Raw genomic sequence first — 13,802 nt, forward strand, 5'->3', positions numbered from 1 at the left:
CCTGCGCCCGGAGAGCACGGACGACATCCGTGACCGGGCGGCAGTCGCTGGTCTTCGCGGGCGGGACGTGCCGTCGAGGGCTCCCGGGACGCCGAACATCACCAGGACCCGGGCGTCGCAGAGAGCATCGTCACACCGGTGGCGCAGCTCAAGAATGGCTCAGACACCCCCGCTCATCTCACCTTGCGGCATAGCGTCGGACCAGACCGGATACCCCGTGTCACGACGTGAGGTCGTAAGCGCAGAGGCCGTACTTCCTTCTACGTCACGCAACGGCGCGCGACAGGAGCCAGAGGACAATGCAGACCAAGCTGGACGAAGCCAAGGCCGAGTTGCTCGAGAGGGCCGCCCGGGTAGCTGAGAACAGCCCGGTCGGGGGGCACCTACCGACCGGGTCGACGGGCGAGGAGACCCCAGACGCCCAGAAGGCCCCGGACCGCGAGACCCTCCTGACGTTCCTCCAGCGTTACTACCTGCACACGGCCCCGGAGGACCTCACCGACCGCGACCCGGTCGACGTCTTCGGAGCCGCCGTATCGCACTACCGGCTGGCCGAGAACCGCCCCCAGGGCACGGCCAACGTCCGGGTGCACACCCCCACGGTCGAAGAGAACGGGTGGACCTGCAGCCACTCCGTGGTCGAGGTCGTCACCGACGACATGCCCTTCCTCGTCGACTCCGTCACCAATGAGCTGACGCGTCAGGGGCGTGGCATCCACGTCGTCATCCACCCCCAGTTCGTCGTGCGGCGCGACGTCACCGGCAAGCTCATCGAGGTCCTGTCGACCCCCGCCACCGGCGACCTCCCGCACGACGCGCACGTCGAGTCCTGGATCCACGTCGAGATCGACCGCGAGACCGACCGGGCCGACCTGAAGCAGATCACCGCCGACCTGCTGCGCGTGCTGTCCGACGCCCGTGAGGCCGTCGAGGACTGGGGCAAGATGCGGGAGGCGGCGATCCGGCTGGCGGAGGGGCTGCCGGACGAGCCCATCCCCGGTGACCTGCCCGGACCCCAGGTCGAGGAGGCCCGCGAGCTGCTGCGCTGGCTCTCCGACGACCACTTCACCTTCCTCGGCTACCGCGAGTACCAGCTGCGCGACGACGACTCGCTGGCCGCCGTGCCCGGCACCGGGCTCGGCATACTGCGCGCGGACCCGCACCACGCGGCCGAGGAGAGCCACCCGGTCAGCCCCTCGTTCGAACGGCTGCCCGCCGACGCCCGGGCCAAGGCGCGGGAGCACAAGCTGCTCGTGCTGACCAAGGCGAACAGCCGGGCCACCGTGCACCGGCCGTCGTACCTGGACTACATCGGCGTCAAGAAGTTCGACGCGGACGGCAACGTCATCGGCGAGCGGCGCTTCCTCGGGCTGTTCTCCTCCGCCGCCTACACCGAGTCCGTGCGCCGGGTGCCGGTCATCCGGCGCAAGGTCGAGGAGGTCCTGAAGCAGGCCGGGTTCTCGCCCAACAGCCACGACGGGCGCGACCTGCTGCAGATCCTGGAGACGTACCCGCGCGACGAGCTGTTCCAGACCCCGGTCGACGAGCTGCGGTCGATCGTCACCTCCGTGCTCTACCTCCAGGAGCGCAGGCGCCTCAGGCTCTACCTGCGCCAGGACGAGTACGGGCGCTACTACTCCGCCCTCGTCTACCTCCCGCGCGACCGCTACACCACGGGCGTGCGCCTGCGGATCATCGAGATCCTGAAGGAGGAGCTCGGCGGGATCAGCGTCGACTTCACGGCGTGGAACACCGAGTCGATCCTGTCCCGGCTGCACTTCGTGGTGCGCGTCCCGCAGGGCACCGAGCTGCCGGAGCTGTCCGACTCCGACAAGGAGCGCATCGAAGCCCGGCTGGTGGAGGCCGCCCGCTCCTGGGAGGACGCCTTCGCCGAGGCGCTCAACGCCGAGCTCGGCGAGGAGCACGCGGCCGAGGCGCTGCGCCGCTACGCGCACGCCTTCCCCGAGGGCTACAAGGCCGACCACAACCCGCGTGCCGCGGTCGCCGACCTCGTCCACCTGGAACAGCTCAACGCCGAGGCGGACAAGGACTTCTCGCTCAGCCTGTACGAGCCGGTGGGCGCCGCCCCCGAGGAGCGCCGCTTCAAGATCTACCGCACGGGCGACGCGATCTCCCTCTCGGCCGTGCTGCCGGTCCTCAACCGGCTCGGTGTCGAGGTCGTCGACGAGCGGCCCTACGAGCTGCGCTGCTCGGACCGCAGCGTGGCCTGGATCTACGACTTCGGTCTGCGCATGCCCCGCGCCAACGGCGGCGGGGACTACTTCGGCGACGACGCCCGCGAGCGCTTCCAGGACGCCTTCGCCGCCACCTGGACCGGCAAGGCGGAGAACGACGGCTTCAACGCCCTCGTGCTGAGCGCCGGGCTGACCTGGCGCCAGGCCGTGGTGCTGCGCGCGTACGCCAAGTACCTGCGCCAGGCGGCGTCGACGTTCAGCCAGGACTACATGGAGGACACCCTCCGCAACAACGTCCACACCACCCGGCTGCTCGTCTCCCTGTTCGAGGCGCGGATGTCGCCGGACCGGCAGCGCGCGGGCCACGAGATCGTGGACGCGCTGCTGGAGGAGGTCGACGCGGCCCTCGACCAGGTGGCCTCGCTCGACGAGGACCGGATCCTGCGGTCCTTCCTCACCGTCATCAAGGCGACGCTGCGGACCAACTTCTTCCAGGAGGCGGCGGGCGGCCGGCCGCACGACTACGTCTCCATGAAGTTCGACCCGCAGGCCATCCCCGACCTGCCGGCACCGCGCCCGGCGTTCGAGATCTGGGTGTACTCGCCACGCGTCGAGGGCGTGCACCTGCGCTTCGGCAAGGTCGCGCGTGGTGGCCTGCGCTGGTCCGACCGGCGTGAGGACTTCCGCACCGAGATCCTCGGCCTGGTCAAGGCGCAGATGGTGAAGAACACCGTGATCGTGCCGGTCGGCGCCAAGGGCGGCTTCGTCGCCAAGCAGCTGCCGGACCCGTCCGTGGACCGGGACGCATGGCTCGCCGAGGGCGTCGCCAGCTACAAGACGTTCATCTCGGCGCTGCTCGACATCACCGACAACATGGTCGCGGGCGAGGTCGTGCCCCCGGCGGACGTCGTCCGGCACGACGAGGACGACACCTACCTCGTCGTCGCCGCCGACAAGGGCACGGCGACCTTCTCCGACATCGCCAACGGGGTCGCCGAGCAGTACAACTTCTGGCTGGGTGACGCCTTCGCCTCCGGCGGCTCCGCCGGCTACGACCACAAGGGCATGGGCATCACCGCCCGCGGTGCCTGGGAGTCGGTCAAGCGGCACTTCCGTGACATGGGCGTGGACTGCCAGAGCGAGGACTTCACGGTCGTCGGCATCGGTGACATGTCCGGTGACGTGTTCGGCAACGGCATGCTGCTCTCCGAGCACATCCGCCTGGTCGCCGCCTTCGACCACCGGCACATCTTCCTCGACCCGAACCCGGACGCCGCCACCTCCTACGCCGAGCGCCGCCGCCTGTTCGAGCTGCCCCGCTCCAGCTGGGAGGACTACGACAAGGAGCTGCTGTCGGCCGGCGGCGGTATCTTCCCGCGCACGGCCAAGGCGATCCCGGTCAACGCGCACATCCGCGAGGCCCTCGGCATCGAGGCCAAGGTCAACAAGCTCACCCCGGCCGACCTGATGAAGGCGATCCTGCACGCGCCGGTGGACCTGCTGTGGAACGGCGGCATCGGCACGTACGTCAAGTCCTCCGCCGAATCGAACGCGGACGTGGGCGACAAGGCCAACGACGCCATCCGCGTCGACGGCCAGGACCTGCGCGTCAAGGTCGTCGGCGAGGGCGGCAACCTCGGCCTGACCCAGCTCGGCCGGATCGAGTTCGCGCTGCACGGCGGCCGGATCAACACCGACGCCATCGACAACAGCGCGGGCGTGGACACCTCCGACCACGAGGTGAACATCAAGATCCTGCTCAACGGTCTGGTCCGGGACGGCGACATGACCGTCAAGCAGCGCAACAAGCTGCTCGCCGAGATGACCGACGAGGTCGGCCGCCTGGTGCTGCGCAACAACTACGCGCAGAACACGGCGATCGCCAACGCCCTCGCCCAGTCCAGCGCCATGCTCCACGCCCAGCAGCGCTTCATGAAGCACCTGGTCAGGGAGGGGCACCTGGACCGGGCGCTGGAGTTCCTGCCCGCCGACCGGCAGATCCGCGAGCGGCTCGCCCAGGGGCAGGGCCTGACCGGTCCGGAGACGGCCGTCCTGCTGGCGTACACGAAGATCACGGTCGCCGAGGAGCTGCTGCACACCTCGCTGCCGGACGACCCGTACCTGAAGGGCCTGCTGCACGCGTACTTCCCGACCGAGCTGCGCGAGCAGTTCCGCGAGCGGCTCGACGGCCACCCGCTGCGCCGTGAGATCACCACGACGGTCCTGGTCAACGACACGGTCAACACGGGTGGTACGACGTACCTGCACCGCCTGCGCGAGGAGACCGGCGCGTCGCTGGAGGAGATCGTGCGGGCGCAGACCGCGGCCCGGGCGATCTTCCGCCAGTCCCCGGTGTGGGACGGGGTCGAGGCGCTCGACAACAAGGTCCAGGCCGAGGTCCAGACCCGCATCCGGCTGCACGCCCGCCGCCTGGTGGAGCGCGGCACGCGCTGGCTGCTCAACAACCGGCCGCAGCCGCTGGAGCTCGCCGGGACGGTCGACTTCTTCGCCGACCGGGTCGAGCAGGTCTGGGGGCAGCTGCCGAAGCTGCTGCGCGGCGCCGACCTGGAGTGGTACCAGAAGATCTACGACGAGCTGACCGGCGCCGGGGTCCCGGACGAACTCGCCACGCGGGTGGCGGGCTTCTCCTCGGCCTTCCCGACGCTCGACATCGTCTCGATCGCCGGCCGCATGGGCCGGGAGCCGCTGGACGTCGCCGAGGTGTACTACGACCTGGCCGACCGGCTGCGCATCACCCAGCTCATGGACCGCATCATCGAGCTGCCCCGGGCCGACCGCTGGCAGTCCATGGCCCGCGCGGCGATCCGCGAGGACCTGTACGCGGCGCACGCGGCGCTGACGGCCGACGTCCTGGCCGTCGGCAACGGCACCTCGACGCCCGAGCAGCGCTTCAAGGCGTGGGAGCAGAAGAACGCGGCGATCCTGAGCAGGGCCCGCACCACACTGGAGGACATCCAGAGCTCCGACTCGTTCGACCTGGCCAACCTGTCGGTGGCCATGCGCACGATGAGGACGCTGCTGCGCACGCACTCCTAGGGCGTACGGCGTGACAGGTGCCCCGGGCCGATCAAGGCCCGGGGCACCGTTCCTTGGCGCTACTTCAGCGCGCTCGCCACCAGCCGTGCCGCCGACTTCACCCTCGGGCGGGCCAGTCTGCGGACCGTCGGGCGGATCAGCTTCGCCGTCACCCCCACCGGTTTCCAGCGGACCTGGAGGCGGCCCGGGCCGTGGCCCTCCGGTTCCACCGTCAGGTGGTGGGACGGGACGCGTGTCGTCAGCGTCGGGAAGGTCAGGGGCGCCAGCAACAGGCCCGTGTGGGACAGGCCCTGGTGCCGGAGGCGGAGCAGCGGGTGGCGGATCCCCGCGAAGCCCTGGAGGGGGAGCCGGGCCGCCCCGAGGTCGAGGTGGGCGTGGCCCTCGAAGATGCCGGGGCGGACGGGGGAGAGGCGGAAGTGGACGTGAAGACGGTGGCCGCCCGGGGCGATGAGGAGTGTTGCCCGCTGAGGGCCGACGGGGAGGCGCAGCGCCGGGTCGTACGTGCGGATCGTGAGGTCGACCGAGGCGCCCGGGCCCCGGGTGATCTCCTTGATCTCGTGGCGGAACTGGGCGCTCGGGAAGGGGCGCGTCTCCAGCTCCAGGTCGGAGATGTCCAGCTCACGGCGGGACCACTCCGACTCGGGGACGCGGTCCCCCCAGTAGGTGCGCCCCTCCGCGTCGGTCGTCACGCGCCTCGGCGCCACCCCGTGCCCCAGGCCCCGGGCCGCCAGCCGCGCCTCCGGCAGGCGCCGGTCGCGGATCAGCTGGACGACGACGCGTTCGGCGCGCGGGAGACGGGCGAACGCGCCCGGGGTGAGCGTGTCGAGGTAGGGGGTGACGAGATCCGCGAAGGACGACAGCCAGGCGTCGTCCCGGTAGGGCAGGTCACCGGCGTACATCCGGAAGTCGTGCTTGAGGAACTTGTGGTCCTTGTCCTCGCGCAGTGACTCGTGCCCGCTCTCGGCCAGGAACGCGTCGATGAGGTGCTGGACGTGGACCCGGTCGCGGACGTTGGCGAGCTTGTGCCGCTGGTTGGATATCGAGGCGGCCTCAGAGGCCGCGAAGGGCGCCACGTACCAGCGGTAGACCGGCTCCGGGATGATCGTGAAGCTCTTGGCCAGGCAGTACGCCTGCGCCGAGAACAGCTGGTCCTCGTAGTGGATGCCCTCGGGGAAGCGCAGGTCGTGCCGGTCGAGGAAGGCGCGGGCGTACATCTTGCTGGTGGCCAGGTGCTCGAAGAGCAGGCGCGGGTCGGCCTCGATACCGTCGAGGGCGCGGCGCTCGGCGACCAGGTGCGGCATCCACGTCGAGCGGCGGCCGTTGTCCACCCGGACCCGCTGCACGGCGCCCATCGCGAAGTCGATCTCGCGTTCGCGGTGCGCGGCGAGCAGCAGCTCGACGGCGTTGTCGGGGAGTTCGTCGTCGCTGTCGAGGAACATCAGGAACGGCGCCCGCGCGATCTCCAGGGCGCGGTTGCGCGGGACGCTGCAACCGCCGCTGTTCCGCTCCAGGCGGAGGTGGCGGATGCGGGGGTCCTCGGCCGCGAGCCGCTGGGCCACCGCGGGCGTCGCGTCCGTGGAGTGGTCGTCGCTGATGATGATTTCGAGGTTCGCGTGGGTCTGGCGGCGGACCGACTCGACGGCGCGGGGGAGTCGCTCGGCGTCGTTGTGGACGATGACCGTCACGGTGACGTCGGGGGTGCTCATGCGGTCGCCTCCTGCGGGGTCGGAGCCGGTGTGCGTTCCTCGATCGGCAGCACGGGCGGCAGGTCCCGTTCGTCCTGGCCGAGGAAGACCCGGCGGACGACGCGTTCGGCGGCGCGCCCGTCGTCGTACTCGCAGAACCGGCGCCGGAAGACGGCCCTGGTCTTCGCCGCGCTCTCGTCGCGCCAGGCGTCGGTGGTGAGGATCTCCGTCAGCTCCTGCTGGGTGCGTGCGACCGGGCCCGGGGCCTCCGTCATCAGGTCGAAGTAGACGCCGCGGGTGGTGCGGTACGTCTCCCAGTCGTCGGCGTGGATCACGATCGGCCGGTCGAGGTTGGCGTAGTCGAACATGATCGAGGAGTAGTCCGTGACCAGGGCGTCCGCCGCCAGGCACAGTTCCTCGACCGGGTCGTAGGAGGAGACGTCGATGATCCGGCCGGTGCGGCGCAGGCCGGTGAGCGGGGAGGCGGCACCGCCGTAGAAGTAGTGGCCGCGTACGAGCAGCACCGTGTCGTCGCCCAGGCGGTCGGCGAGGGTGGCGAGGTCCAGGCGCGGGGTCCAGCCGGCCTCGTAGTCGCGGTGGGTGGGCGCGTAGAGGACGGCACGGCGGCCCGGGGCGATACCGAGGCGGTCGCGGACCGCGCGGATGTCGTCGGCGCCGGCCGTGTAGTAGACGTCGTTGCGCGGATAGCCGTGGTCCAGGGAGACATAGCGCGACGGGTACGCCCGCTCCCACATGCGGGTGGTGTGGCTGTTGGCCGAGACGCTGAAGTCCCATCGGTCGATGCGCTCCAGAAGCGCCTTGAAGTCCAGGCCCTGCGCGGCGGCCGGGAACGCCAGCTGGTCGATGCCCATGCGCTTCAGGGGCGTGCCGTGGTGGGTCTGGACGTGGATCGCGTCCGGGCGTTTGACCACGGCGTTCTCGAAGTTGACGTTGTTGACGAGGTACTTGGCGCTCGCCAGCACCTCCCAGTAGCGGCGGCTGCCGGGCACGACGTGGTCGGTGCCGGTCGGCAGCAGGGCCGCGTTCTCCTCGGTGACCACCCACACCGCGTGGATCTGCGGGGCCAGTTCGGCGAGCTTGGCGGCGGTCGCGGCGGGGTTGCAGGCGACGCCGCGGTTCCAGTACGCCGCGAACACCGCGAGGTGTGGATTGACGGGCCTGCTCAGCGCCCTGCGGTACTGGTGGTCGCGGAGTCTGGCGCCCGCCTGGCGCTTACGGGCCCGGACGGCCGACTTGGCGCTGCGGCGGGTGCGGTTGACGGCCTGGAAGGCCCGGTACTTCGCGTAGGCGCCCTCCTCCAGCAGGCCGCGCCGGACGCCTTCGAGCCCGCCCGGGCGGCGGTGACCCTCGGGGCGGCGGCGCAGGGCCGCCAGGGACGCCCGGCGGAAGAACTCCCGCGCGACCTCCTCCTCCATGCCGCCGCGGGCGAAGGTGCGCAGGCAGTCGCGGACCATGAGGTCGTAGAGCACGGTGTGCGCGGTGCGCCGGTCGCGGGTGAGGTCGAGGAGGGACTCGTAGCGCTCGACGAGGCCGTAGCGCTGCTCGGGGGTGACCGGGGGCAGGCTCGCGGGGCGCAGCCGGCGGTCCTCGTAGGCGATGTGCGGCAGGCAGGCGACACGGTCGGCGAGCAGCAGGGCGGCCAGGGCGGCGTACGGCTCGTCGTCGGTGGTCAGCCGCGCCTCGTGTGCCCGCCAGAAGTCCGCGCGCAGGACGCGGGTGCCGAGCAGCGGGGTCAGCCGCAGCAGGGGCGAGCAGTCGTCCAGGGGTACGTCGGCGCGGCCTGCCCGGGCGAGGAGCGGGCCGTCCGGGGAGGGCATGCCGGAGGTGTGCCAGGTGCTGCGGACGTGGTCGACGAGGAGGACGTCTACCTCCCCGGGGAGTTCGGCCACCCGCTCGGCGATCATGCGCGGGGTGCCGGCGGGCAGGCCGTCCTTGGCGTGGACGAAGTGCAGCCAGCGGCCGGAGGCGCGGGCCGCGCCCGCCGCCCGGGCCGCCGCGTCACCGGTGCCGTCCGGCAGTGGCACGACCTGGACCTCCGGGGTGTGCCGCTCGGCGGTCTCGCGGGCCCAGTCGCCGACCGCGGCCACGATCACCTCGGTGTCCGGCAGGGGGTGGGCGGCGAGGGAGTCGAGGAGTTCCGTCAGATGGTCCTGCACGTTCGGCCCGTGGACGACGACGCTGAGCTCGGCCATCACGGGAACCCCTCTCACGGCTGCACGGTATGCGGTCATGCTGCCATCAATGGGATGAAACGGCTGACCGAGTGCGCCTCACGAGGGAACGGCGGCCTTCGCCTTCGGCTTGGGTGCCTTGTCGGCCTTGTCTCCGGTGAAGGCCTCGTACTCCTTGAGCACGTCCGCCGTCGGCCCGTCCATGCGCAGCTCCCCGCGCTCCAGCCACAGCACCCGGTCGCAGGTGTCGCGGATCGACTTGTTGTTGTGGCTGACCAGGAACACCGTGCCGGCGTGCTTGCGCAGCTCGCGGATGCGCTCCTCGGAGCGCTTCTGGAAGGAGCGGTCGCCGGTGGCCAGCGCCTCGTCGATCAGCAGGACGTCGTGGTCCTTGGCGGCGGCGATGGAGAACCGCAGCCGCGCGGCCATGCCGGAGGAGTACGTCCGCATCGGCAGCGTGATGAAGTCGCCTTTCTCGTCGATGCCGGAGAAGTCGACGATCTCCTGGTAGCGGTCCTTGACCTGTTCGCGGGACATGCCCATGGCCAGGCCGCCGAGGTGCACGTTGCGCTCGCCGGTCAGGTCGTTCATCAGGGCGGCGTTGACGCCGAGCAGGGAGGGCTGGCCGTCGGTGTAGATGCGGCCGTTCTCCACGGGCAGGAGCCCGGCGACGGCCTTCAGCAGGGTCGACTTGCCGGAGCCGTTGGTGCCGATCAGGCCGATCGCCTCGCCCCGGTAGGCGACGAAGGACACGTTCTTCACGGCGTGCACCCGGCGCACGCCCGAGGCCTTCTCGGCCTGCCTGCGGCGCACGATGCGGTTCAGGGCGGCGGTCGCGGAGCCGCGTCCGGCGCCGGTGCCGTTGACGCGGTAGACGATGTCCACGCTGTCGGCGACGACGGTGGGGATCTTCTCGCTCGGGTACTCAGCCACGGCCGTACGTCTCCTCAGCCTTCCAGAAGTAGATGAAGCCGCCGACGCCCGCGAGCAGGGCCCAGCCCGCGGCGATCGCCCACACATGGGCGGGCAGCTGGCTCGCGTGGAAGCTGTCGATCAGGGCGAAGCGCATCAGGTCGATGTAGACGGCTGCCGGGTTGGTCGCCAGCGCGACCTTCACCACGTGGGGCAGGCTGTCCTTCTGCGCCAGCTTGTCGATGCTCCACATGACGCCCGAGACGTACATCCAGGTGCGCAGCACGAACGGCATCAGCTGGGCGATGTCGGGGGTCTTGGCACCCATCCGGGCCATGACCATGGAGATGCCCGCGTTGAACGTGAACTGCAGGAACAGGGCCGGCAGGGCCAGCAGCCAGGACGCGCTGACCGGCACGCCGAAGCAGAGCAGGATGACGACCAGGGCGCCCATCGAGAACATCAGCTGCTGGAGCTGCTGGAGACAGAAGGAGATCGGCAGGGCGGCGCGCGGGAAGTGCAGGGCGCGCACCAGGCCGAGGTTGCCGGAGATGGCGCGGGTGCCCGCCATGATCGAGCTCTGCGTGAACGTCCAGATGAACACGCCGGTGACCAGAAACGGGATGTAATCGGGCACGCCGTGCTTGGTGCCGAGCAGCACGCCGAAGATGAAGTAGTAGACCGCCGCGTTCAGCAGCGGGGTCATCACCTGCCAGACCTGGCCGAGCTTCGCCTGGCTGTACTGGGCGGTGAGCTTGGCGGTGGCGAACGCGGTGATGAAGTGGCGGCGGGCCCACAGCTGCCGGACGTACTCGGGCAGGGAGGGCCGGGCGCCGCTGACCGTGAGGCCGTGGCGGGCGGCGAGGGCCGCGAGGTCGTGTTCGGCCGGGGCCGGTGTCTTGGGCGGTGTGTGGAGGACCGTACTCACATCCGCTGCTTTCGCTCGGGGGTGTGGGACCTGGGGGGGTGAAGAGCGAGGAAGAGCCGGTTCTTACCGGACTCTTCACGACTCCTTACGTCGGGACGGGACCGTATCGTCGTAACGGGAGCGTACGTCGCACGAGCGTCGGAACGCAACCGTTTCGTCGTGACGCCCTATGCTGTCGGCATGACGACGAAGCCCGACGAGCCCCAGCAGCCCCCGCGCCGCCGGGCCCCCGCGGGGGCGGCCGTACTGCGGGAAGACGTGACGGAAGCGATCCGGGCTGCCGTCTTCGAGGAGCTCGCGGCCGTCGGCTACGCGCGGATGTCCATCGAGGGGATCGCGCGCCGGGCGGGGGTCGGGAAGACGGCGGTGTACCGCCGCTGGCGCTCGAAACTGCACCTGGTCCTCGACATCGTCTCGGCGCTCGCCGTGCAGGGCCTGCCCGCGCCGGACACCGGCTCCCTGGAGGGCGACCTGCGCCTTCTCTACGAGGTGACGTCCCGCGCCCTGCGCCACCCCGTCGCCTCGCAGATCATCCCCGACCTCCAGGCCGAGGCGGCCCGCAACCCCGAGATCGCCGAGGCTCTGCGCAAGGCCCTGCGCGAGGGGCAGGACGGCGTCGCCACCGGCATCGTGACGGCGGCGGAGCGCCGCGGCGAACTGCGCGAGGGCATCGACCACGACCTCGCGCTCGACCTGATCTCCGGCCCGCTCTACTGGCGCTCGGTGGTCATCCGCAGCCCGAAACTGCCGAAGGGGTATCTGGGCGCGCTGGCCCGGGCCACGTCGGAGGGGCTGAAGGCGCTCTAGGCCGGCACGGCCGTCAGGGGCCTTGGAGTGCGAGCCGTCATGGGGCGGTCCTTGCTTCGGGTGGGAGCGTGCGCCTCACAGACGTGAGCCCCGGCAGGCGCGCCGGGGCTCACTCCGGATGCGGGGGGCGGATCAGCCCCGGCGTGCGGGGGCGGATCAGCCCCGTTCCGCCTCCGGATGCAGCCGCAGCCACCCCTCCCACGCCGACGTGATCATGTCCCGCACGTCCAGCCGGGCCTTCCAGCCCAGTTCCGCGGCGGCGCGGTCGGCGGAGGCCACGACCCGGGCCGGGTCGCCCGGGCGGCGGGGGGCGACGGCGGGCGGGCGGTCGTAGCCGGTGACGGCGTTGATGCGGTCGATCATCTCGCGGACGGAGACGCCCTCGCCCCGGCCGATGTTGAGCGTGAGGTCGCGGCCGGGGGAGGAGCGCAGGGCCCGGGCCGCCGCGACATGGGCCTCGGCCAGGTCCACCACGTGGATGTAGTCGCGCACGCAGGTGCCGTCCGGGGTCGGGTAGTCGTCGCCGAAGACGCGCGGCGGCACGTCCTCGGTGAGCTTCTCGAAGACCATCGGCACGAGGTTGAACACGCCCGTGTCCGCGAGTTCCGCGCCCGCGGCGCCCGCCACGTTGAAGTAGCGCAGGCACGCGGTCGACAGTCCGGTCGCCCGGCCGGTCGCGCGGACCAGCCACTCACCGGCCAGCTTGGTCTCGCCGTACGGCGACATGGGCAGGCACGGCGTCTCCTCCGTGACGAGGTCCACGTCCGGCATGCCGTACACCGCCGCCGACGAGGAGAAGACGAAGGACGGCACCCCCGCCGCCGTCACGGCGTCCAGCAGGACCCGCAGGCCCTCGACGTTCTCCCGGTAGTAGTGCAGCGGCCGCTCCACCGACTCGGCCACCTGCTTCTTGGCCGCGAGGTGGACGACGCCGGTGACCGTGTGGTCCGCGAGCGTGCGGGCGAGCCGCCCGGCGTCCAGGGTCGAGCCCACCACCAGCGGCACCCCGTCGGGCACGCGCTCGGCGATGCCGGTGGACAGGTCGTCGTACACCACCGCCTGCTCGCCCGCCGCGGTCATCGCCCGTACGACGTGCGCGCCGATGTAGCCGGCGCCGCCGGTGATCAACCAGGTCATGTGCGGCCGTCCCCTCGTCAGTTGGCCCGTGGTGGTGATGGTGCGGTGCGCTGCTCCGTCGCGGACTGGTGCTCTCAGTGAAGCAGGCGGCGCAGCCGCGCGCGGGCGACCGACAGCACACCGCGTACGCCGGGGGCCACCCGCAACGCCAGCGCGCCGGAGTGGGTGGCGTACGGCTGTACGAGTACCACGCCGTACCGGGCGCTCGGGACGGCGCTGCGGCGCAGCAGACCGGCGCCCGTGAGCGCGTGTGCCGAGACGTCGCGGCTCACGCCGTCGCGACAGCGGATACGAAGGCGCAGGTCCCAGGTGCCCACGCCGAGCGCGGACAGTGCGGCGAGGTCGACGGCCGCCTCCGCCGACCAGGCATCGCCGCGGAGGGAACCGGTGGTCCCGGCGGGCCCGGAGCCTCGTGTGCACGGTCCGAGCGCCACGGCTCGGGCAGGCTCAGCTCCGGCAGGCTCGGATTCGGCAGGCTCGGATCCGGCAGGCCCGGCGCCCCGTGCGAGCGCCACGGCCCGTGAACCGGATCCCCCGGCAGGCTCCGGCCCCTGCGCGAGCGCCACGGCCCCGGACCCGGAGGTCCCGGCCGGCCCGGAGCCGCTCGGGCACGGCGTCAGCGGCACGGCCGTGCCCCGGACCACCACGCCCCGGCCGTCCCGGTGCAGCCACTCCACCTCCACCGACTCCGGACCCGCCTGCGCCACCCGCCCGTACAGCTCGTGCAGGCGTAGCCGCAGCCGGGTGCCGCGTGCGCACGGCCGCAGCTCCGCGTCGACGGCCAGGGGCAGCGCGCGCACCGGCCGGGCCCGCAGCGGCTCCAGGGAGACCGGGAGGGCGTCCGACCAGACCGGCGTGCCGTCCGCGGCCCGCGCGTACGGCGGGCACA

Annotated in this window: 7 protein-coding genes and 1 pseudogene; 2 read left to right on the forward strand and 6 right to left on the reverse strand. The window is 71.6% G+C overall.

Annotation, left to right across the window (positions count from 1 at the left end; all coding sequences use genetic code 11):
• The first annotated feature begins 299 nt into the window (after nucleotides 1–299).
• Nucleotides 300–5,252 carry an NAD-glutamate dehydrogenase gene (locus GTY56_RS08590; RefSeq protein WP_161364101.1) on the forward strand — a complete coding sequence of 1,651 codons (4,953 nt, stop codon included), beginning with the start codon at nucleotides 300–302 and terminating at the stop codon, nucleotides 5,250–5,252.
• Between the two features lie 59 nt (nucleotides 5,253–5,311).
• Here the strand turns inward: GTY56_RS08590 and GTY56_RS08595 are convergent, their stop codons facing one another.
• From GTY56_RS08595 to GTY56_RS08610, 4 genes are all read right to left on the reverse strand, one after another.
• Nucleotides 5,312–6,958 (reverse strand): glycosyltransferase family 2 protein, encoded by a 1,647-nt coding sequence (locus GTY56_RS08595; protein ID WP_161364103.1) that lies wholly within the window; start codon nucleotides 6,956–6,958, stop codon nucleotides 5,312–5,314.
• Nucleotides 6,955–9,150, reverse strand: coding sequence for a CDP-glycerol glycerophosphotransferase family protein (locus GTY56_RS08600; RefSeq protein ID WP_161364115.1), 2,196 nt, complete (start codon nucleotides 9,148–9,150; stop codon nucleotides 6,955–6,957). Before GTY56_RS08600 ends, GTY56_RS08595 begins: the two co-directional genes overlap by 4 nt.
• 78 nt (nucleotides 9,151–9,228) lie before the next feature.
• On the reverse strand, nucleotides 9,229–10,062 hold the full coding sequence (locus GTY56_RS08605; RefSeq protein WP_161364105.1) for an ATP-binding cassette domain-containing protein: 834 nt from the start codon (nucleotides 10,060–10,062) through the stop codon (nucleotides 9,229–9,231).
• Nucleotides 10,055–10,969 (reverse strand): ABC transporter permease, encoded by a 915-nt coding sequence (locus tag GTY56_RS08610; protein WP_161364107.1) that lies wholly within the window; start codon nucleotides 10,967–10,969, stop codon nucleotides 10,055–10,057. The genes GTY56_RS08605 and GTY56_RS08610 overlap by 8 nt, the downstream gene beginning before the upstream one ends.
• 180 nt (nucleotides 10,970–11,149) lie before the next feature.
• Between GTY56_RS08610 and GTY56_RS08615 the strand changes: the two genes are divergently transcribed.
• The gene (locus tag GTY56_RS08615; RefSeq protein ID WP_161364109.1) at nucleotides 11,150–11,776 is read left to right on the forward strand and encodes a TetR/AcrR family transcriptional regulator; all 627 of its coding nucleotides are present in this window, start codon (nucleotides 11,150–11,152) and stop codon (nucleotides 11,774–11,776) included.
• Between the two features lie 156 nt (nucleotides 11,777–11,932).
• Here the strand turns inward: GTY56_RS08615 and galE are convergent, their stop codons facing one another.
• Both galE and GTY56_RS40420 read right to left on the reverse strand, forming a co-directional pair.
• Nucleotides 11,933–12,913: a UDP-glucose 4-epimerase GalE gene (gene galE / locus GTY56_RS08620; RefSeq protein ID WP_161364112.1), complete on the reverse strand. Its 981-nt coding sequence runs from the start codon at nucleotides 12,911–12,913 to the stop codon at nucleotides 11,933–11,935.
• Between the two features lie 74 nt (nucleotides 12,914–12,987).
• Nucleotides 12,988–13,802 (reverse strand): annotated as a pseudogene (locus tag GTY56_RS40420) (hypothetical protein); the annotation flags it as partial.

The organism is Streptomyces sp. SID5643, from assembly GCF_009872555.1.
Taxonomy (GTDB): Bacteria; Actinomycetota; Actinomycetes; order Streptomycetales; family Streptomycetaceae; genus Streptomyces; species Streptomyces iakyrus.